Source organism: Pseudomonas mandelii (assembly GCF_002251635.1).
GTDB classification, from domain to species: domain Bacteria; phylum Pseudomonadota; class Gammaproteobacteria; order Pseudomonadales; family Pseudomonadaceae; genus Aquipseudomonas; species Aquipseudomonas mandelii_B.
Genome location: NZ_NMOJ01000081.1, coordinates 1 through 21,746 on the forward strand (window position 1 = coordinate 1; position 21,746 = coordinate 21,746).

Below are 21,746 nucleotides of genomic sequence, written 5' to 3' on the forward strand. Positions count from 1 at the left end.
CTTAAGGTCTTGACTGACGNTTTACAGCCCTGATTTCAGGCTGGCTTCCAGGTATTCGTCGATATCGCCGTCGAGCACCTTGTCGCAGTCGCTGCGTTCGATGTTAGTGCGCAGATCCTTGATCCGCGACGCATCGAGCACATAAGAACGGATCTGGTGACCCCAGCCGATATCCGACTTGGTGTCTTCCAGCGCCTGCGAAGCCGCGTTGCGCTTCTGCATTTCCTGCTCGTACAACTTGGCCCGCAGCATTTTCATGGCGGTGTCCTTGTTCGCGTGCTGGGAACGTTCGTTCTGGCAGCTGACCACGGTGTTGGTCGGTACGTGGGTAATACGTACGGCCGAGTCGGTGGTGTTTACGTGCTGACCACCGGCGCCGGAGGAGCGGTAGGTGTCGATTCGCAGGTCCGACGGGTTGATCTCGATTTCCACTTTGTCGTCGATNTCNGGTGACACGAACACCGCGGAGAACGAAGTGTGGCGACGGTTGCCGGAGTCGAACGGGCTCTTGCGCACCAGGCGATGCACGCCAATCTCGGTACGCAGCCAGCCAAAGGCGTATTCACCCTTGATGTGCACGGTCGCGCCTTTGATACCGGCGACTTCACCGGCTGACAGCTCCATGATGGTTGCGTCGAAACCGCGCTTGTCAGCCCAGCGCAGGTACATGCGCAGCAGGATGTTGGCCCAGTCCTGGGCCTCGGTGCCGCCGGAACCGGCCTGGATATCCAGGTAGGCGTTGTTCGCGTCCATCTCACCGCTGAACATGCGACGGAATTCGAGTTTTTCCAGCGACTCGCGCAGGCGCTCGACTTCGGCAGCGACGTCATCGACGGCGGCCTGGTCTTCTTCTTCGGCGGACATCAGCAGCAAATCTTTGGCATCGGCCAGACCGCTGTGCATTTCGTCGAGGGTTTCGACGATCTGAGCCAGCAGCGACCGCTCGCGGCCCAGTTCCTGGGCGTATTCAGGTTTGTTCCAGACAGCCGGATCTTCAAGCTCGCGATTGACTTCGGTCAGACGCTCATGCTTTTGATCGTAGTCAAAGATACCCCCGAATAGTTTCGGAGCGCTCGGACAGGTCCTTGATGGTGTTAAGGATCGGGTTGATTTCCATGGCGGGCAGCACTCGTTGGCGAACTTTTGAAAGCCGACGAGTATAACGACAAAGAGACGCGAACGGCAGCCCGCTTGGCGAAAAGGCGGGTCTGCATCCGATCTCAAGAACAATGAAGATCCAAATGTGGGAGCGGGCTTGCTCGCGAATGCGGTGGGTCAGTCACTGATTCATTACCTGACATACCGCATTAGTCGATACTTTCATCGACTGACAGACCGTCATCGCGGGCAAGCCCGGCTCCCGCAGGTTCTACGTCGCACGGTAGAAACTGCAAATCACTCGATCCCCACCTGATTACGCCCATTGTTCTTCGCCAGGTACAGCCCCTTGTCCGCCGCCGAGATCAGTTGCCGGCAATCGCTGCTCTGCTGCGGGGTCATGGTCGACAGGCCGATGCTGATGGTCAGGCTAGAGCCTTCGCTGGGGAAAATGTGCGGAATCTTCAGCGCTTCCACGGTGAGGCGGAGTTTTTCCGCCACCAGCCGCGCGCCGCCCGGTGTGGTGTTGGGCAGCACCAGGACAAATTCTTCCCCCCCGTAACGGGCTGGCAGGTCCGACGGTCGGGCGCTGGCNTCACGGATGGCGGCGGCGACTTTGCGCAGGGCTTCGTCACCTTCAACATGGCCAAAGCTGTCGTTGAAGGTCTTGAAGTAGTCGACATCGATCATCAGCAGCGACAGCTGGCTCTGATCACGCAGGGAACGGCGCCATTCCAGCTCCAGGTATTCGTCAAAGTGGCGGCGGTTGGACAGCCCGGTCAGACCGTCGGAGTTCATCAACCGTTGCAGCACCAGATTGGTGTCCAGCAACTGCTGCTGGCTGACCCGCAGCGCACGGTAGGCCGCATCCCGCTGCAACAACGTCATGTAGGAGCGCGAGTGATAGCGAATGCGCGCCACCAGCTCGATATTGTCCGGCAGCTTGACCAGGTAATCATTGGCCCCGGCCGAGAACGCCGCGCTTTTGATCAACGGCTCTTCCTTGGTCGACAGGACAATGATCGGAATATTTTTGGTCGCCGGATGGTTACGGTATTCACGTACCAGGCTCAGGCCGTCCAACCCGGGCATCACCAGATCCTGCAGGATCACCGTCGGTTTGATACGAATCGCCTGCGCGATCGCCTGATGTGGGTCGGCGCAGAAGTGGAAGTCGATATTGTCTTCGTTCGACAACCCGCGACGCACCGCTTCGCCAATCATCGCCTGATCGTCCACCAGCAACACCATGGCGGCGTTTTCGTCGGTCTTGAAGTCGTCGAGTTGTAAGTCAGTCATGTGCGGTCACCTGAATGCTGCCTGGGCCAGGATTGCTGTGAAAAGTCTTCATTTTGGGAAAATCTCCAGCAATCGTGGCGCTATCTTGTCCAGTGGGCGAACTTCCACGGCGGCGTCGATGGCCGCTGCCGCTTTCGGCATTCCGTAAACCGCACTGCTTTGTTGGTCCTGAGCGATGGTCAGGTAGCCCTGTTGGCGCATGAGTTTAAGCCCCTGCGCGCCGTCGCGGCCCATGCCGGTGAGTAATACGCCGACGGCATCGCCGTTCCAGTGGCTGGCGACGCTCTCGAAAAACACGTCGATGGACGGCCGGTAGATCTCGTTGACCGGTTCGGCGGTGTAGGCCAGCGTGCCGTTTTTCAACAGGCGTATGTGGTGGTTGGTGCCCGCCAGCAACACTGTGCCTGCCAAAGGAGGCTCGCCTTCCTGAGCCAGACGCACTTTCAGGCCGCTGGCGCTGCTGAGCCACTCGGCCATGCCGGCGGCGAACACCTGGTCCACATGCTGCACCAGCACGATGGCCGCCGGAAAGTCTCGGGGCAAACCTTTCAGCAGGACTTCCAGCGCCGCCGGCCCGCCGGCCGACGAGCCAATCGCAACCAACCGCTGGCGCGAGGCCGAACTGCGCAGCGGGCTGGGGGCGGATCGCTCCCGATTGCCCTTGTCACCAATCAGCCAGCCAATGTTCATGATCTTGCGCAACAACGGCGCGGCGGCCTCCTGGGCATTGCCGGCACCGAGGGCTGGTGTGTCGACCACGTCCAGCGCACCGTGGCCCATGGCCTCGAACACCCGGTGCACGTTCTGCTGCCGGTCGACCGTGACGATGACAATGGCGCACGGGGTCTCGGCCATGATCTGCCGCGTGGCTTCTACGCCGTCCATCACCGGCATGATCAAGTCCATCAGGATCAGGTCCGGCGTCAGTTCGGCGCAACGCTGTACGGCTTCAGCGCCATTGCCGGCAACCCAGACCACTTCATGCGCCGGGTCGAATGCCAGGGCACGGCGCAGGGCCTCCACCGCCATCGGCATGTCATTGACGATCGCTATTTTCATGCCCGCGCTCCTCCGATGAGCTCAACCACTGCATCAAGCAGGGCATCGTCATGAAAACTGGCTTTGGCTAGATAATAGTCGGCTCCGGCGTCCAGTCCACGACGGCGGTCTTCTTCGCGATCTTTATAGGACACCACCATCACCGGCAGCGATTGCAGGCGATTGTCCTGGCGCAATAAAGACACCAGTTCGATACCGTCCATGCGTGGCATATCAATGTCAGTGATCAGCAAGTCGAAGTCTTCGGAACGCAGCGCGTTCCAGCCGTCCATGCCATCGACCGCCACGGCCACGTCGTAGCCGCGATTGAGCAACAACTTGCGCTGCAACTCGCGAACGGTCAACGAATCGTCGACCACCAGAATCCGTTTGCGGGCCGCTTCCACGACCTGGCTGCCCTGACGGGCAATCCGCTCCAGACGCCCGGTGTTGAGCAGTTTGTCCACCGAGCGCAGCATGTCTTCGACGTCGACGATCAGCACCACCGAGCCGTCGTCGAGCAAGGCTCCGGCGGAAATGTCCTGCACCTTGCCCAGACGTTCGTCCAGCGGCAATACGACCAATGTCCGCTCGCCGATAAACCGCTCGACCGCCACCCCGTAAATCGCCTCGCGCTCGCGGATCACCACGACTTTCAGGGTTTGCTGACTGTTTTGGCTCGCCGGGCGCTGCAACAGCTGGCTGGCGGCAACCAGGCCGACATGCCGGCCTTCGTGCCAGAAGTGCTGACGCCCTTCGATCTGGACGATGTCCGCCGGCTCCAGATCGCACATGCGCTCGATGTGCGCCAGCGGAAACGCATACGCCTCGTCACCGACTTCCACCACCAGGCTGCGCACCACCGACAGAGTCAACGGCACCTCCAGATGGAAGCGACTGCCCTGCCCCGCCGTCTGCTCCAGCACCACCGCGCCGCGCAGTTGGCGAACCATATGCTGCACCGCGTCCAGGCCGACGCCACGCCCGGATACTTCGGTGACCGTGTCGCGCAGGCTGAAACCCGGCAGGAACAAGAAGGTCAGCAACTCCTCTTCGCTCAACCGGGCAGCGGTTTCAGCGGGGGATAGCTGCCGCGCGATGATGCTGCGGCGGACCTTTTCCAGATCGACGCCGTGACCGTCGTCACTCAACTCCAGCACCAGCAAACCGGCTTGATGGGAGGCGCGTAGACGAATCAGACCCTCCTCAGGCTTGCCGGCGAGCAGGCGTTGCTCGGGGGATTCGATGCCGTGATCGACAGCGTTGCGCAGCAAGTGGGTGAGCGGCGCTTCGAGCTTTTCCAGCACGTCGCGGTCGACCTGGGTCTTTTCGCCCTCGATCTCCAGGCGCACCTGCTTGCCCAGGCTGCGGCCAAGGTCGCGGACCATGCGCACCTGCCCGGCGAGTACATCGGCAAACGGCCGCATGCGACAGGCCAGCGCGGTGTCGTACAAGACTTGCGCCCGCTGACTGGCCTGCCAGGCAAACTCGTCCAGTTCGGCGTTTTTTTCCACCAGCAATTGCTGCGCCTCAGCCAGCAACCGCCGGGCATCGCCCAGGGCTTCCTGGGCTTCGAGGCTCAAAGCATGTTCCTTGAGGTGGACGTTGAGGTTTTCCAGCGCCCGCAGGCCATTGTTCTGCATGCGTTTGAGGCGTTGCATCGTGGCCAGGTGCGGCTTGAGTCGCTGGGTTTCGACCAGGGATTTGCTCGACAGGTCGAGCAGGCTGTTCAAGCGTTCGGCCGTGACGCGCAACACGCGTTCGCCGTTTTCGGTGGTGCGCCGGGGCTTTTTCGGCGGTTCTGCGGGGGGCGGTTCGGCGGCCGGAATCAATTCCTCGACCTTGGGCGCGAGTGCTTCGGGCTCCGGCTCGGACTCGGTCATGAACGGGGCGATCGGCGTGCTGATCGGCGCGGCCAGCGCCAGCGGATCCAGCAACCGCGCCATCAGTGCCACATAGGCTTCGATATCCGCCGCTCCGGGATTGTTACTCGGCGTCGCAATGCGCATCAGCAAATCAGTGCCTTGCAGCAAGGCGTCAATGTGTTCGGGTTGCAGGTACAGGCGGTTTTCCTGGGCGCTGACCAGGCAATCCTCCATGACGTGAGCCACGCTGACCCCGGCGTCCACGCCGACAATCCGCGCGGCGCCCTTGAGCGAATGCGCGGCGCGCATGCAGGCTTCCAGCTGATCGGCCTGGGTCGGGTTGCGCTCCAGGGCCAGCAAACCGGCGTTCAATACCTGGGTCTGCGCATCGGCTTCCAGGCTGAACAGTTCCAGCAGCGAGGCATCGCGCATCTGGTCGGGGGTCATGTGAGGCTCCGGGTCACGGCGGACAGCAATTGCGCCTCATCCAGCCANCGCAGGCTGCGACCCTTGAAATGCAACACGCCCCGGGTGTATCTGGCGCTGGCCTGGGTGCCGGACTGCGATGCGGCATCGAGGATGCGCTCGTCGATGGCGTGAATCCCGTCCACTTCGTCCACCGGTACCACGACTGGCCCGCCGTGGGCGGCAATGATCAGCATCCTCGGCATCACGCGCGCGCCAGACGCCACGCTGGCAGTGCCATCGAGACCTAGCAGTTCCACCAAAGACAGGCACGCCACTAAAGCACCGCGCACATTCGCCACGCCGAGCAGGGCCTGGGAGCGCTGGTGCGGCAATGAATGAATCGCTTGCAACGGCGCCACTTCGACCAGGCTGCGAGTGGCCAGGCCCAGCCATTCTTCGCCAAGCCGAAACATCAGCAGCGAGCGGGTTTTCACATCGATTTCGACCGCCACCGGGACCTGCTCGCGATCGTCCTGTTGCAAGGCGTAGCGGTCGAGCAAACGCGTGGCGGCGGCGGAGTACACCGAGCAGTTGCGGCAGTGGATATGCTCGGCCAGCAACGGGCAGGACTTGTCGCCATGGATGCCGATACGGTTCCAGCAATCGTCGATGGCCTGGGCATCTTTATGGGTGAGGCTCAAGGTGTCGGAGGCGTTCATCGTTTACGCTCACTGTCGGCGGCGCGTTCGCTGCGGGCGGCGCGGTCCTGCAATCTTTTCGCTCCCGCCGTGTCGCCCTGGGATTGCAGCAAGGCGGCCAGGTGCATCAACGCGTCGGGGTGTTGCGGTTCGAGGTACAACGCCTTGCGATAAAAACCCTGGGCCTCGAGGACTCGGCCGGTGACATCGCTGAGCAGACCCAGCCAATAAAACACCTGGGCCACCGGTTCGTGATTGCGCAAATAACCTTCGCAGGCGGCGCGGGCTTCGGCACTTTTGCCTTCGTTGGCGAGGGCCGCGATGTTGGCCAGCAAGGCGGCAGCGTCCGAGGCTTTTGGCGTGACGGCCGGCGGTGTGAGGGTTGCGAACGGACGATTGCGCACGGGCGGCGGCGTCACGCTGCGCACCGGCTGGCGCACCGGCAGCGGTGTCGGAACAAAGACTGGCAGAGGCTCGGGCACGCTCTGACGGCTGAAGGCAAAAGATTGCGGGATGCCNATCGAGCGCATGCCATGGCGCCCCAGCAGGCTGCCTTCGGCCGGGCCGATAAACAGCACGCCGTCCACGTGGGTCAGGGCCTTGAGCACGTCGAACACTTGCTTCTGGGTCGGCTGGTCAAAGTAGATCAGCAGGTTGCGGCAGAACACAAAATCATAGGGTGGCTCGCTGGCCAGCAGCGCCGGATCCAGCAGATTGCCGACCTGCAAACGCACCTGTTCAAGCACTCGCTCGTTGAGGCGGTAGCCGTCTTCTTCGGCCGTGAAATGCCGCTCGCGAAACTCGATGTCCTGGCCACGAAACGAATTCTTGCCGTACAGCGCNCGCTTGGCGCGCTCCACCGACAGCGGGCTGACGTCCATGCCTTCAACCTTGAACTGATGCGGCTTGAGTCCGGCATCAAGCAAGGCCATGGCGATGGAGTACGGCTCCTCGCCCGTGGAGCACGGCAGGCTGAGAATCCGCAGCGCGCGCATGTTGTTGATGTCGGCCAAACGCTGGATGGCCAGTTTCGCCAGGGTCGCGAAGGACTCCGGGTAGCGGAAAAACCAGGTCTCGGGAACGATCACCGCTTCAATCAACGCCTGCTGTTCGTCCCGCGAACCTTGCAACGTGTGCCAATACTCATCGGCCGTCAGCGCCCCGGAGGCCGTGCTGCGCTGGCGCACCGCACGCTCGATGATCGCCGGTCCCACCGACGTCACATCAAGGCCGATGCGCTCCTTGAGGAAATCGAAAAACCGCTGATCGCTGCTCATGGCCGCACCTCAAGCGATGCAGGGTCCAGCGGTGGCGAAGGAAACAGCAGCGCGCGCACCTGCTCATCGAGCAGATCGGCCACCCGCACCCATTGCAGCAAGCCTTGGGCATCTTCACGAACCGGCCCCAGGTAGGGCGCCTGGCGGTTGTCCAGGCCATAGGGTTTAAAATCCGCCGGGTTGCAGCGCAAGGTGTCGGTGGCCTGTTCCAGAATCAGCCCGAGCAACTGTGAAGGCGTCTGCTCATCCGGCCAATAGTGCACCAGCACCAGCCGGGTACTGGTGCGGGCTTGCGCCGGTTCACCAAACGTCAGCGCACTGAGGTCGATCACCGGCACCACCGCGCTGCGATAGGCGAACACCCCGGCGACCCAGTCCGGCGCCTTGGCAATCGGCTTCAATGGCAGACGCGGCAGCACCTCGGCCACTTCGCGCGCCTGCAAGGCATAACGTTCATTGCCGATGCGAAACAGCAGAAACAACGCGTGCTTTACCGGCATCACCGCGCTGCGTTTGGCCGCGAGCTCGCTCATCAGACTTTGAATCGCGAGACGCCGCCCCGCAGCCCTACGGCCACCTGGCTCAGTTCATCAATGGCAAAGCTGGCCTGGCGCAGGGACTCCACGGTCTGGCTGCTGGCATCGCCCAATTGCACCAGCGCGTGATTAATTTGCTCGGCACCGGTGGCCTGGGCCTGCATGCCTTCGTTGACCATCAACACCCGCGGCGCCAGGGCCTGCACCTGATGGATGATCTGCGACAGTTGCTCGCCCACTTGCTGCACTTCGAACATCCCGCGCCGGACTTCTTCGGAGAACTTGTCCATGCCCATCACGCCCGCCGACACTGCCGACTGGATCTCGCGCACCATCTGCTCGATGTCATAGGTGGCGACGGCAGTCTGGTCCGCCAGACGCCGCACTTCGGTGGCGACCACGGCAAATCCGCGTCCGTATTCGCCAGCCTTCTCGGCCTCGATGGCGGCATTGAGCGACAGCAGGTTGGTCTGGTCGGCCACCTTGACGATGGTCACCACCACCTGGTTGATGTTGCCGGCCTTCTCATTGAGGATCGCCAGCTTGGCGTTGACCAGGTCGGCGGCGCCCATCACCGAATGCATGGTTTCTTCCATGCGCGCCAGGCCTTGCTGGCCGGAACCGGCGGCGACCGATGCCTGGTCGGCGGCTGTCGAAACTTCGGTCATGGTGCGCACCAGATCACGGGAGGTGGCCGCGATTTCGCGGGACGTCGCGCCGATTTCGGTGGTGGTGGCGGCGGTTTCGGTGGCGGTGGCTTGTTGTTGCTTGGAGGTGGCGGCGATCTCGGTCACCGACGTGGTGACCTGGACGGAAGAACGCTGCGCCTGGGACACCAGGGCCGTCAGCTCGGTCATCATGTCGTTGAAGCCGGTTTCCACGGCGCCGAATTCGTCCTTGCGATCCAGGTTCAGGCGTTTGCTCAGGTCGCCGTCGCGCATGATTTCAAGGATCTGCACAATGCGGTTCATCGGCGCCATGATCGCGCGCATCAACAGCAAACCGCAGAGGCCGGCAGCCAATATCGCGACCAGCAGGGAAATGCCCATGATGACTTTCGCGGTAATCACGGCATCGTCGATGTTCGCGATGTCCTGATCAGCCACCGCTTTGTTTTCGCGGAGGATGTCATTGAGCTTTACGCGTCCCGCAGTCCAGGCCGGGGTCAGTTGTTCGTTGAACAACTTGATGGCGTCGGCCTCTTGATTTCGCTTATGCAGGTCGAGCACCGCGGCCAGGAGTTTGCCGTATTCCTCATGAAGTTTTTCGAAGGTCGCGAATTCGACCTTGTCTTCATCCGTAGTAACGGTGGCGCGATAGTTACTCATCGCTTCCTGCACACGCGCTTCGTAGCTTTTGAAGTCAGCGGCGTCTTCGGCACTGATGCCCTGCCCTTCCTTCAAGCCCAGCATTTCCTGAATCTGGAGAAAGCTGTCGACCCAAGCGCCACGAATCGTCGAGCTGTAATAGACCCCGGGAAGTGCGTCGTCTCGAACACTGGCTTCACTGGCTTCAATCTTCAACAGCCGCGAATACGAGACGACGACCATCAGCAACATGATGGCGATAATGACCGCAAAGCTAGCCAAGATCCGTTGGCGCAACGTCCAGTTCTTCACAGTCAGTCCTCGGGGCGGTTCAAATGCTGCGAAGTATAGCTGAGGGTGTCTCATTTATAAGACGAAGGCTTGGCAGTTCTCGACCTTGTGCGCGAAAACGGCAGGAGGCCTCTGGGCCAGGGCTTTGCGGTGGATCGGGTGGCGGGTCGCAGGGGCGTGGCGGAAGAAATGAGTCGTAGATTAGCCTCGGGAGGTGGTGCGGCTTGAGACGCCTTCGCGGTGCGGCGATTCGACTTGCCCGCGAAGGCGATCAACCTTACAGGGACGCCTGACGCACCTGCTTCTCCAACTCAGCCTTCAACCCCGGCTCCAGCTTCAACTGCCGTGCCAGTTCATCCAGGTAGGACTTCTCCATGAAGCTCTCCTCATCCACTAGCATCACACTGGCGATGTACATCTCGGCAGCCATTTCCGGCGTGCTCGCCGCGCGGGCGACTTCTGTCGGGTCGAGCGGCTTGCTGAGTTCGGCATGCAGCCACTGCTGCAATTCCTGATCGTTGTCGAGCTTGGTGAACTCGCCTTCGATCAATGCGCGCTCACGGTCATCAACGTGGCCATCGGCTTTGGCCGCTGCAACCAACGCCTTGAGAATCGCCTGGCTGTGCAACTCGACTTGCGCCGGGGGCAGACGGTCGAGTGTTTGCGGCTCGGTCTTCGGCGCCGTGCCCTGCTGGGCCTGCCAGTTGCCGTAAGCCTTGTAGGCAATAACACCGAGTGCCGCGAGGCCACCGTAGATGGCGACTTTGCCGCCGACATTGCGGGCCTTTTTGCTGCCAAGCAACAGACCCATGGCGCCGGCCGCCAAAGCACCACCGCCCGCGCCAGAAAGCAAACCGCCGAGCCCGCCCGAACCACCGCCGCCACCGAGCAATCCGCCCAATCCACCGCTGGACGATTTGTTTTGATTTCCGCCGGCCTTGTTCTGCATCAGGTCCTGACCGGACTTGAGTAGTTGATCGAGCAATCCACGCGTATTCATTTTGCCGCCTCCACGAAAGGGGTTAACCGGACACATAAGGCCACCAGCCTAGAACGAAAGTGCCCGGAGACCGGGGACGAGAGTGCTTCTGGATGTTGCCTGGAAAAACAGGGTCATCGATAAAAGCGATATACACTCAAGCGAATCTATAAAAACTGCCCACCGGGTATTCCCCATGATGACCTTGCGTCAGATTCGTCATTTCATCGCCGTGGCCGAGACCGGATCGATCTCTGCCGCCGCGCAAACCGCGTTCATTTCCCAATCGACCTTGACCCTGGCGATCCAGCAACTCGAAGAAGAGATTGGCGTCGGCCTGTTCAACCGGCACGCCAAGGGCATGAGCCTGACCCATCAGGGCCATCAATTCCTGCGCCAGGCGCACCTGATTCTGGCGACCGTGGATAACGCCAAACGCAGCCTGCAACAAAGCACCGACCAGGTCGCCGGCCAGTTGATCATTGGCGTGACCAGCCTGGTGGCCGGTTACTACCTCGCGGATTTGCTCACCCGTTTCCAGCGCGCCTACCCCAATGTCGAGATCCGGGTAATGGAGGACGAACGCCCCTATATCGAGCATTTGCTGGTCAGCGGCGAGATCGATGTCGGCGTGCTGATCCTGTCCAACCTCGAAGACCGCCATGCCTTGCAGACTGAAGTGCTGACCCACTCGCCCCATCGGTTGTGGTTGCCGGCCCAGCATCCGTTGCTGGAACACGACAGCATCAACCTCGCCGATGTGGCCCGCGAGCCGCTGATTCAGCTCAACGTCGACGAAATGGACCGCAACGCCCACCGCATGTGGTGCGGGGCCGGCCTGCAACCGCGCATCACCCTGAAAACCGCGTCGACGGAAGCCGTTCGAAGCCTGGTGGCCGCAGGTCTGGGCGTATCGATCCAGCCCGACATGACCTACCGCCCCTGGTCCCTGGAGGGCGACATCATCGAAGCGCGGCCGATTGCCGACCTGAGCCAGACCCTCGACGTCGGCCTGGCCTGGCGTCGCGGCACCGCGCGCCCGGCGTTGGTGGACCCGTTTTTGACCGTCGCCCGCGAACAACCCCACGGCGGGCGCAAGCCATCTATTTAATCGAACGCCACCTTCAGTATTTAGAATTTGTCGACCTCGGGCCCGCGCACTAGTCTTGCTCCATCAATAAGACGGCCGGGCCCCAGTCACTGGGAGCACCATGGCCATACAAGAAAAGAGAACCCGAAAAATGGCTGGCGCGCAGACCCCGTTGTTCACCGCGTTGTTGATCGATGGCGAATTGGTCGCGGGCCAGGGTTTTGTCGAACCGATCCTCAACCCCGCCACCGGGGAAGTACTGACCCACATCGCCGAAGCCAGCACCGAGCAAGTCGAAGCCGCCATCCTTGCCGCCCACCGAGCGTTCGCCGGCTGGTCGCGGACCACACCGCAGCAACGCTCGAACCTGTTGCTGGACATCGCCAACGCCATCGAAAAACAAGCCGACCTCCTCGCCCGTCTGGAATCCCTGAACTGCGGCAAGCCGTTGCACCTGGCCCGTCAGGACGACTTGAGCGCGACGGTCGATGTGTTCCGCTTCTTCGCCGGTGCGGTGCGCTGCCAGACCGGCCAGCTCAGCGGTGAATACCTGCCGGGCTACACCAGCATGGTCCGGCGCGATCCAATTGGCGTGGTCGCCTCGATTGCGCCGTGGAACTACCCGATCATGATGGCCGCGTGGAAAATCGCCCCGGCCCTCGCCGCCGGCAACACGCTGGTGTTCAAACCGTCCGAACACACGCCGCTGTCGATTCTGGCCCTGGCGCCTGCACTGGCCGAAATCCTTCCACGTGGCGTGATCAACATCGTCTGCGGCGGCGGTGAAGGTGTCGGCAGTCACTTGGTCAGCCATCCCAAAGTGCGCATGGTGTCGCTGACCGGGGATATCGTCACCGGGCAGAAAATCCTGCAAGCGGCAGCAAAAACCCTCAAACGCACGCACCTTGAGCTCGGCGGCAAAGCGCCGGTGATCGTCTGCAACGATGCGGACATCCAGGCCGTGGTCGAAGGCGTGCGCACTTACGGTTATTACAACGCGGGGCAGGATTGCACCGCGGCTTGCCGGATTTATGCACAGGCCGGGATTCACGACCGTCTGGTGGCCGAACTCGGCGCGGCGGTCAGCAGCTTGCGCTTTGCCGGTAAACGCGACGCCGACAACGAGATCGGCCCGCTGATCAGCACCCGCCAACGCGACCGCGTGGCCAGTTTTGTCGAACGCGCCCTGGGTCAGCCGCACATTGAACGGGTGACCGGAGCGGCGGTGCATTCCGGTGCCGGCTTCTATTACCAGCCGACGCTGCTGGCCGGTTGCAAGCAGAGCGATGAGATCGTCCAGCGCGAAGTCTTCGGGCCGGTGGTCACCGTTACCCGCTTCGATCAGCTCGAACAAGCCGTGGACTGGGCCAACGATTCGGAGTACGGCCTCGCCTCCTCGGTCTGGACGCAGAACCTCGACAAGGCCATGCAGGTCGCGGCGCGCTTGCAGTACGGCTGCACCTGGATCAACAGCCATTTCATGCTGGTCAGCGAAATGCCTCACGGCGGCCTTAAACGGTCCGGGTATGGCAAAGACTTATCCAGCGATTCGCTTCAGGACTACAGCGTGGTGCGGCACATCATGGCGCGCCACGGACAGCATCTCTGACTACGCTAATAACAAGCCGCTAACGGCATGCTTCACCACGTTCACAACTGCCCCGACCATAATTAAAGAAGAGGGAATTCCCATGTTCGTGCACAAGACCGCACTGCTCAGTGCAATCACCACGGCGCTGCTGGCCAGCGCCAGTCTCCAGGCCGCCGAACCGCTTAAAGCGGTCGGTGCTGGCGAAGGTCAGCTGGATATCGTGGCGTGGCCCGGCTACATCGAACGTGGCGAAAGCGACAAGGCCTACGACTGGGTGACCGGTTTCGAGAAAGAAACCGGCTGCAAGGTCAATGTGAAGACTGCGGCAACTTCCGATGAAATGGTCAGCCTGATGGCCAAGGGTGGTTATGACCTGGTGACGGCGTCGGGCGATGCCTCGTTGCGGTTGATCGTCGGCAAGCGTGTGCAGCCGATCAACACCGCGTTGATTGCGAACTGGAAAAGCCTCGACCCACGCCTGAAAGATGCGCCGTGGTACGTGGTTAACAAACAGACCTACGGCACCCCGTATCAGTGGGGCCCGAACGTGCTGATGTACAACACCAACGTATTCAAAACCGCGCCGACCAGCTGGGGCGTGGTGTTCGATGCGCAGAACTTGCCGGACGGCAAGGCAAACAAGGGCCGCGTGCAGGCCTACGACGGCCCGATCTACATCGCCGACGCGGCGCTGTACCTGAAGACCACCAAGCCGGAACTGGGCATCAAGGACCCGTACCAACTCACCGAAGCCCAGTACAAGGCGGTACTCGATCTGTTGCGCGCTCAGCAGCCGCTGATCCACCGCTACTGGCACGACACCACCGTGCAAATGAGTGACTTCAAAAACGAAGGCGTGGTCGCGTCCAGCGCCTGGCCCTATCAGGTCAACGGCCTGATCAACGAGAAACAACCGATCGCCTCGACCATCCCGAAAGAAGGCGCCACCGGTTGGGCCGACACCACGATGTTGCACGCCGAAGCCAAGCACCCGAACTGTGCCTACAAATGGATGGACTGGTCGTTGCAACCGAAAGTCCAAGGTGATGTGGCGGCATGGTTTGGTTCGCTGCCTGCAGTTCCGGCGGCCTGTACCGGCAGTGAATTGCTGGGTGCCGAAGGTTGCAAGACCAACGGTTTCGACCAGTTCGAGAAAATCGCTTTCTGGAAAACCCCGCAGGCTGAAGGGGGCAAGTTCGTGCCTTACAGCCGCTGGACCCAGGACTACATCGCGATCATGGGCGGCAGATAACACACCGTCCCCTGTGGCGAGGGAGCTTGCTCCCGCTGGGTGGCGAAGCCGCCCCAAAACCAGTCAATGCGGTCAATCAGAGAAACCGCATCAGTCCTTTTGGGAGTGCTGCGCACTCCAGCGGGAGCAAGCTCCCTCATCACAATAAGTTTTCCAGCCAGAAAGTTGATCCAGATTTTTCAGAAGTCCAGGCAGGGCCGCTGTGACGGCCCTCGCCTTTTTGGAGCACCGCACCATGACGCTTGCAGTCCAGTTCACCAACGTTTCCCGTCAGTTCGGCGAAGTGAAGGCCGTTGACCGGGTTTCCATCGATATCCAGGACGGCGAGTTCTTTTCCATGCTGGGCCCTTCCGGCTCGGGCAAGACCACCTGTTTGCGCCTGATCGCCGGTTTCGAACAACCGAGCGCAGGCTCTATCCGAATTCATGGCGAAGAAGCCGCCGGGCTGCCGCCGTATGAGCGTGACGTCAACACCGTGTTTCAGGATTACGCGCTGTTCCCGCACATGAACGTGCTCGACAACGTCGCCTATGGCTTGAAAGTCAAAGGCGTCGGTAAAGCCGAACGGCAGAAACGCGCCGAAGAAGCCCTCGACATGGTCGCCCTCGGCGGCTACGGCGAGCGCAAACCGGTGCAATTGTCCGGCGGCCAGCGCCAGCGTGTGGCCCTGGCCCGCGCCCTGGTCAATCGCCCTCGCGTGCTGCTGCTCGACGAGCCGTTGGGCGCCCTCGATCTGAAGCTGCGCGAACAGATGCAGAGCGAATTGAAGAAGCTGCAACGCCAGCTCGGCATCACCTTCATCTTCGTCACCCACGACCAAACCGAAGCGCTGTCGATGTCCGACCGCGTGGCGGTGTTCAACAAAGGACGCATCGAGCAAGTCGACACCCCGCGCAATCTCTACATGAAACCGGCCACCACGTTCGTCGCGGAATTCGTCGGCACCTCCAACGTGATTCGCGGCGATCTGGCCAAGCAATTGAGTGGCAATCCACAGCCGTTTTCGATTCGCCCGGAACACGTGCGTTTCGCCGAAGGCCCGCTGGCCAGCCACGAGATTGAAGTCAGCGGCTTGCTCCACGACATTCAGTACCAGGGCAGCGCCACACGCTATGAACTGAAACTGGAAAACGGCCAGACCTTGAACATCAGCCAGGCCAACGTGCAATGGCTGGACGTCAGCGCCCAGCATCAGACCGGGCAACGCATCAGCGCACGCTGGGCGCGTGAGGCGATGATCCCGCTGCACGACAACGTTGTCGGCGGGGTGTGAGATGACCAGCGTGGCTATCCCTCAAACCCCGGCCGGCGGTTCGCCGTTGCGCAGGTTTTCCAACCTGCTGTATCGCCGACCGAACTTCTACCTGTCGCTGCTGCTGGTGCCGCCGCTGCTGTGGTTCGGCGCGATCTATCTCGGTTCGCTGCTGGTGCTGCTGTGGCAAGGCTTCTACACCTTCGATGACTTCACCATGGCGGTCACCCCGGACCTGACCCTGGCGAACTTTGCAGCGCTGTTCCAGCCGTCGAACTTCGACATCATTCTGCGCACGCTGAGCATGGCCATCGTCGTGTCGCTCGCCAGTGCCATCGTCGCGTTCCCGATTGCCTATTACATGGCGCGTTACACCACCGGCAAGACCAAGGCGTTTTTCTACATCGCGGTGATGCTGCCGATGTGGGCCAGTTACATCGTCAAGGCTTACGCCTGGACCTTGCTGCTGGCCAAGGGCGGCGTCGCGCAGTGGTTCGTTCAACACCTGGGGCTGGAGCCGGTGTTGCAATTCGTGCTGGGCATTCCCGGCGTAGGCGGCAGCACTTTATCGACCTCGCACCTGGGCCGTTTCATGGTGTTCGTCTACATCTGGCTGCCGTTCATGATCCTGCCGATCCAGGCTTCGCTGGAACGCCTGCCGCCGTCGCTGCTGCAAGCGTCGGCTGACCTGGGTGCCAAGCCACGCCAGACCTTCATGCAGGTGATTCTGCCGCTATCGATTCCAGGCATCGCGGCCGGTTCGATCTTCACCTTTTCGCTGACCCTGGGCGACTTCATCGTGCCGCAACTGGTCGGCCCGCCGGGCTACTTCGTCGGCAGCATGGTGTATGCGCAGCAGGGGGCCATCGGCAACATGCCGATGGCCGCGGCCTTCACATTGGTACCGATTGTGTTGATCGCCATTTACCTGACTATCGTCAAACGACTGGGGGCCTTCGATGCACTCTGACTCTTCATCACAGGGGCAGGCTTCTGTTGGATTAAAAATCGCAGCCTGGGGCGGGTTGGTGTTCTTGCACTTCCCGATCCTGATCATCTTCCTATACGCCTTCAACACCGAAGAAGCCGCGTTCAGCTTTCCACCCAAGGGCTTCACCCTGCATTGGTTCAGCGTGGCGTTTTCGCGGCCCGATGTACTGGAAGCGATCAAGCTGTCAGCCGAAATTGCCGCCATCGCGACACTGATTGCGATGGTCCTCGGCACGCTCGCGTCGGCGGCGTTGTACCGGCGGGATTTCTTCGGCAAGCAAGGCATCTCGCTGATGCTGATCCTGCCGATTGCGTTGCCGGGGATCATCACCGGGATCGCGTTGCTGGCGACCTTCAAGACGCTGGGGATCGAACCGGGGATGTTCACCATCATCGTCGGCCACGCCACCTTCTGTGTGGTGATCGTCTACAACAACGTCATCGCCCGATTGCGCCGCACGTCGCACAGTTTGATTGAAGCGTCGATGGACCTCGGCGCCGACGGTTGGCAGACCTTTCGCTACATCGTGCTACCGAACCTTGGCTCGGCGCTGCTGGCCGGCGGCATGCTCGCGTTTGCGCTGTCGTTCGACGAAATCATCGTCACCACCTTCACCGCCGGCCATGAACGCACCCTGCCGCTGTGGCTGCTTAACCAGCTCAGCCGCCCACGGGACGTGCCGGTGACCAACGTCGTCGCGATGCTGGTGATGATGGTGACCATGCTGCCGATTCTCGGCGCCTATTACCTGACCCGGGGGGGTGAGAGCGTGGCGGGTAGCGGCGGGAAATAACGAACAACAATCTCCCAATGTGGGAACCGGAACCTGTGGAAGCGGGCTTGCCCGCGATAGCGGTGTGTCATCCAACATCAATGTCGAATTTGATGGCCTCATCGCGGGCAAGCCCGCTCCCACAGGGGGCCGGTTTCCACAGAAGAACAACAACAGTTTTGAAGAGGACAATGCCATGCAAACCAAACTCTTGATCAATGGCCAACTGATCGACGGCGAAGGCCCCGCCCAACCGGTGTTCAACCCGGCCCTCGGTCGTGTGCTGGTGGAAATCAACGAAGCCAGCGAAGCCCAGGTCGATGCGGCCGTGCGTGCCGCCGACAGCGCCTTCGAAAGCTGGTCGCAAACCACGCCGAAGGAACGCTCGCTGCTGCTGCTCAAACTCGCCGACGTCATCGAAGCCCACGGCGAAGAGCTGGCCAAACTGGAATCGGACAACTGCGGCAAGCCCTACAGCGCCGCGCTGAACGACGAGATCCCGGCGATTGCCGACGTGTTCCGTTTCTTCGCCGGCGCCAGCCGTTGCATGAGCGGTTCGGCGGGCGGCGAATATTTGCCTGGCCACACCTCGATGATCCGCCGCGACCCGGTCGGCGTGATCGCCTCCATCGCGCCGTGGAACTACCCACTGATGATGGTCGCCTGGAAAATCGCCCCGGCCCTCGCCGCCGGTAATACCGTGGTGCTCAAGCCGTCAGAACAAACCCCGCTGACCGCGTTGCGTCTGGCAGAACTGGCGTCGCAAATCTTCCCGGCCGGTGTGCTCAACCTCGTCTTCGGCCGTGGGCCTACCGTTGGCAGCCCATTGGTCACGCACCCGAAAGTGCGCATGGTCTCGTTGACCGGCTCGATCGCCACCGGTTCGAACATCATTTCCAGCACCGCCGACAGCGTCAAACGCATGCACATGGAACTGGGCGGCAAGGCCCCGGTGATCATCTTCGACGACGCCGATATTGACGCCGCCGTGGAAGGCATTCGCACCTTCGGTTTCTACAACGCCGGGCAGGATTGCACCGCCGCTTGCCGCATCTATGCGCAGGCAGGCATCTACGAAAAATTCGTCGAGAAACTTGGCGAGGCGGTCAGCAGCATCAAGTATGGGTTGCAGGATGATCCGTCGACCGAACTGGGCCCGCTGATCACAGCGCAGCACCGGGACCGTGTGGCCGGGTTTGTCGAGCGTGCCGTGGCGCAACCGCATATTCGCCTGGTCACCGGTGGCAAGTCTGTGGAAGGTAATGGGTTCTTCTTCGAACCGACGGTGTTGGCAGATGCCCAGCAGGATGACGAAATCGTCCGTCGCGAAGTGTTCGGGCCTGTGGTGTCGGTGACCAAGTTCATCGATGAATCCCAGGTGCTGGGTTGGGCCAATGATTCGGACTACGGCCTGGCGTCGTCGGTCTGGACCTCGGACGTCGGTCGCGCTCATCGCTTGTCTGCCCGCTTGCAATACGGCTGCACCTGGGTGAATACGCATTTCATGCTGGTCAGCGAAATGCCCCATGGCGGTCAGAAACTGTCTGGCTACGGGAAGGACATGTCCATGTATGGGCTGGAGGATTACACCGTTGTGCGGCATGTAATGTTCAAGCATTAAAAGCTTCGCGGGCAAGCCTCGCTCCTACAGGTTCGCCGCAGTACCTGTAGGAGCGAGGCTTGCCCGCGAAGGCATCACCTCGGTTTCAAGGTAGAAACCGGCACCACGCACCACCAGGGTTCAACGCCAGACAACCAAAACAATAACCACCGATCCGGGCAGCGCCTCCAAGGCCCCGCCACGGTTTCGGACATCCGAAATCTGCCGATTTTCCGGAGCTGACACACCATGAGTACACCCGAACTATCCCCATCCGTTGCCGACAGCGACGCCGAGCAGCTACGCAAGCTGGGTTACACCTCGAACTTCAACCGCAGCATGAGCCTGTGGGAAAACTTCGCCCTGGGCTTCACTTACCTCTCCCCGGTCGTCGGGGTCTATACCCTCTTCGGCCTGTGCCTGGCCGCCGGTGGGCCACCGATGTTCTGGGCTTATTTACTGGTCGGTTGCGGCCAGTTGCTGGTGTGCCTGATCTTCGGTGAAGTGGTCTCGCAGTTCCCGATTTCCGGCGGCGTGTACCCGTGGGCTCGTCGCTTGGTGGGCAAGCGCTGGGCGTGGATGGTCGGCTGGATCTACTCCATCGCCCTGTGCGTGACCATCGCTGCTGTTGCAGTGGGTGCCGGCCCTTACCTGGCCGCGATGATGGGCTTTGAACCGAGCAATAACACCAACATCGTCATCGCGCTGTTCCTGACGCTGTTCGCCACCCTGGTCAACCTCAGCGGCACCAAAATGCTGGCGCGGATCGCCATGTTCGGCTTCCTTTGCGAGCTGGTCGGCGCGGTGATCGTTGGCGTCTACCTGCTGATCTTCGAGCGTCACCAGTCGATCAGCGTGTTGTTCAACACCTTCGATATCAGCATTGACGGCTCGTATTTGCCGGCCTTCCTCACCGCCTCGCTGGCGGGGATGTTCCTGTACTACGGCTTCGAGGCCTGCGGCGACGTGGCCGAAGAAACCCCGAACCCAAGCAAACAGATCCCGGTAGCCATGCGCATGACCATCTACATCGGCGGCATCGCGGCGATGTTCGCCTGCCTGGCGCTGATCCTCGCCGTGCCGGACATGCAAGCCGTGATCAGCGGCACCGACAAAGACCCGGTCACCACCATCCTCAACAACGCCTTCGGCCCGGTCGGCTCGAAAGTGGTGATGGGCGTGGTGATGATTTCCTTCATCTCCTGCGTCATCAGCCTGCAGGCGGCGGCGAGTCGTCTGCTGTACTCCTACGCCCGGGATGAAATGGTCATCGGCAGCTCACTGCTGAAGAAGATCTCCCCTACGACTCAGGTGCCGGTTGCTGCACTGTTCGTGTCCGGCGTCCTGCCGGCGCTGATCATCATCCTCGGCTTCTTTCTGCAAGATGCCGTCGCAACCATCGTCAGCTTCGCGGCCATCGGCATCTACCTCGCGTTCCAGATGATCGTCCTCGCCGCACTTTACGCACGCCTGAAAGGCTGGAAACCGAGCGGCAAATTCACCCTCGGCGGATGGGGTTGGGCGGTGAACATCGGCGCGCTGGTTTACGGTGTCGGCGCGATCATCAACATGGCCTGGCCGCGCACACCGGATGCGGCGTGGTACATCAACTATGCGATGGTGTTGAGTACAGCGATCGTTATTGGGTTGGGGTTGTTGTACATGTGGTTGGCCAAGCCGTATGACCACGGGACTGCGCCGGCGGGGGATGCGTGGAAGGTTAGTCGGTAATAGCCATTGTCCAGCCCGCAGCGATGCCGGCTGGACGCTTGGTGTTAGATCGGCTGAGGTTTGGAGAGGGTTTCGAACTCGTCCATCAGCAGATGGATTTCGGTGCTCGGGTTGGGTTCGCCACTGATGGCGACATCCTCGATAATCTTTGGCGCTAAAGATCTCGCCCTTTGAAATGGCTCACCCAGGAGTAGATCAAAATGACTGACATTTTTACCCTTCTCATAATTCTCCATCAGAGGTTGGCCCCTAAGACTCTTGGTAACAAGTTCGCCAGGGGATTTTCCACCTGCAGCAGCGAATGGCTTTCTGTTGTAGCCAAAGTGCAGTAGCAACCAAAACTCGAAACAGGGAAAAGACGCTATCACTTTTATCTTGGGATGCGGTTTTGCCAAGTCGACCGCACGGTCGAAGCAAAGGTGAGTGTCACGGTCCAAGGCACAAAAAACCTTATCGAAGTCTCTTTGCCGTGCAATTGCTCTTTCGACAATCCCGCTAGGATGAGTCACGCCGCAATGGGCAACTTCAACCTGAGCATTGGCACGAAAGTGAAAGGCCGCATCCTCCAGATATCGCTTACCTGACTGACTGTCCTCACAAAGGATCAGCACTTTGGGTTGAGGTTTGAACCGGGGTGCCTTCCGATCAAACAGCCGTATTGAACGCGCCAT

At 61.1% G+C, this 21,746-nt stretch carries 18 protein-coding genes; 8 read left to right on the forward strand and 10 right to left on the reverse strand.

All coding sequences use genetic code 11. The annotated features are described in order from the left end of the window. Positions 1-21 precede the first annotated feature (21 nt). The 9 genes from prfB to B7L09_RS11610 form a co-directional block, all read right to left on the reverse strand. Positions 22-1,117 (reverse strand): peptide chain release factor 2 gene (gene prfB, locus B7L09_RS11570; protein WP_141213455.1). Its coding sequence is split into 2 segments (ribosomal slippage): positions 22-1,044 and positions 1,046-1,117, totalling 1,095 coding nucleotides; the frame shifts between segments, so codons are not numbered across the junction. A gap of 278 nt (positions 1,118-1,395) precedes the next feature. Then, entirely contained in the window at positions 1,396-2,397 is a 1,002-nt protein-coding gene (locus B7L09_RS11575) for a diguanylate cyclase (protein WP_094468914.1), read from the reverse strand. A gap of 48 nt (positions 2,398-2,445) precedes the next feature. Further along, entirely contained in the window at positions 2,446-3,456 is a 1,011-nt protein-coding gene (locus B7L09_RS11580) for a chemotaxis response regulator protein-glutamate methylesterase (RefSeq protein WP_094468915.1), read from the reverse strand. Then, complete coding sequence (locus B7L09_RS11585) at positions 3,453-5,747, reverse strand: hybrid sensor histidine kinase/response regulator (RefSeq protein WP_094468916.1); 2,295 nt, start codon at positions 5,745-5,747, stop codon at positions 3,453-3,455. The genes B7L09_RS11580 and B7L09_RS11585 overlap by 4 nt, the downstream gene beginning before the upstream one ends. Continuing rightward, positions 5,744-6,427 carry a chemotaxis protein CheW gene (locus B7L09_RS11590; RefSeq protein WP_094468917.1) on the reverse strand — a complete coding sequence of 228 codons (684 nt, stop codon included), beginning with the start codon at positions 6,425-6,427 and terminating at the stop codon, positions 5,744-5,746. Before B7L09_RS11590 ends, B7L09_RS11585 begins: the two co-directional genes overlap by 4 nt. Beyond that, complete coding sequence (locus B7L09_RS11595; protein WP_094468918.1) at positions 6,424-7,683, reverse strand: CheR family methyltransferase; 1,260 nt, start codon at positions 7,681-7,683, stop codon at positions 6,424-6,426. The genes B7L09_RS11590 and B7L09_RS11595 overlap by 4 nt, the downstream gene beginning before the upstream one ends. Next, positions 7,680-8,216, reverse strand: coding sequence for a chemotaxis protein CheW (locus B7L09_RS11600; protein ID WP_094468919.1), 537 nt, complete (start codon positions 8,214-8,216; stop codon positions 7,680-7,682). Before B7L09_RS11600 ends, B7L09_RS11595 begins: the two co-directional genes overlap by 4 nt. Further along, positions 8,216-9,838 carry a methyl-accepting chemotaxis protein gene (locus B7L09_RS11605; RefSeq protein ID WP_094468920.1) on the reverse strand — a complete coding sequence of 541 codons (1,623 nt, stop codon included), beginning with the start codon at positions 9,836-9,838 and terminating at the stop codon, positions 8,216-8,218. The genes B7L09_RS11600 and B7L09_RS11605 overlap by 1 nt, the downstream gene beginning before the upstream one ends. 256 nt (positions 9,839-10,094) lie before the next feature. Beyond that, positions 10,095-10,817: a tellurite resistance TerB family protein gene (locus B7L09_RS11610; RefSeq protein ID WP_094468921.1), complete on the reverse strand. Its 723-nt coding sequence runs from the start codon at positions 10,815-10,817 to the stop codon at positions 10,095-10,097. 175 nt (positions 10,818-10,992) lie between these two features. Here B7L09_RS11610 and B7L09_RS11615 point away from each other — a divergent pair, with 175 nt between their 5' ends. From B7L09_RS11615 to B7L09_RS11655, 8 genes are all read left to right on the forward strand, one after another. Next, a complete protein-coding gene (locus tag B7L09_RS11615; protein ID WP_094468922.1) occupies positions 10,993-11,907 on the forward strand; it encodes a LysR family transcriptional regulator in 915 nt (304 codons plus the stop codon). 100 nt (positions 11,908-12,007) lie between these two features. Next, a complete protein-coding gene (locus tag B7L09_RS11620; protein WP_094468923.1) occupies positions 12,008-13,495 on the forward strand; it encodes a gamma-aminobutyraldehyde dehydrogenase in 1,488 nt (495 codons plus the stop codon). An 82-nt stretch (positions 13,496-13,577) separates the two neighbouring features. Continuing rightward, a complete protein-coding gene (gene ydcS, locus B7L09_RS11625; RefSeq protein WP_094468924.1) occupies positions 13,578-14,729 on the forward strand; it encodes a putative ABC transporter substrate-binding protein YdcS in 1,152 nt (383 codons plus the stop codon). A gap of 235 nt (positions 14,730-14,964) precedes the next feature. Continuing rightward, a complete protein-coding gene (locus B7L09_RS11635) occupies positions 14,965-16,002 on the forward strand; it encodes an ABC transporter ATP-binding protein (RefSeq protein ID WP_094468952.1) in 1,038 nt (345 codons plus the stop codon). Between the two features lies 1 nt (position 16,003). Continuing rightward, on the forward strand, positions 16,004-16,951 hold the full coding sequence (locus tag B7L09_RS11640) for an ABC transporter permease (protein ID WP_094468926.1): 948 nt from the start codon (positions 16,004-16,006) through the stop codon (positions 16,949-16,951). Beyond that, positions 16,941-17,765: an ABC transporter permease gene (locus tag B7L09_RS11645; RefSeq protein WP_094468927.1), complete on the forward strand. Its 825-nt coding sequence runs from the start codon at positions 16,941-16,943 to the stop codon at positions 17,763-17,765. The genes B7L09_RS11640 and B7L09_RS11645 overlap by 11 nt, the downstream gene beginning before the upstream one ends. Positions 17,766-17,940: 175 nt before the next feature. Further along, positions 17,941-19,365 carry a gamma-aminobutyraldehyde dehydrogenase gene (locus B7L09_RS11650; protein WP_094468953.1) on the forward strand — a complete coding sequence of 475 codons (1,425 nt, stop codon included), beginning with the start codon at positions 17,941-17,943 and terminating at the stop codon, positions 19,363-19,365. Positions 19,366-19,593: 228 nt separating this feature from the next. After that, positions 19,594-21,075, forward strand: coding sequence for an APC family permease (locus B7L09_RS11655; RefSeq protein WP_094468928.1), 1,482 nt, complete (start codon positions 19,594-19,596; stop codon positions 21,073-21,075). 44 nt (positions 21,076-21,119) lie between these two features. Here B7L09_RS11655 and B7L09_RS11660 read toward each other — a convergent pair whose 3' ends face one another. After that, positions 21,120-21,746, reverse strand: a complete 627-nt coding sequence (locus tag B7L09_RS11660) for an RloB family protein (RefSeq protein ID WP_094468929.1) — start codon at positions 21,744-21,746, stop codon at positions 21,120-21,122.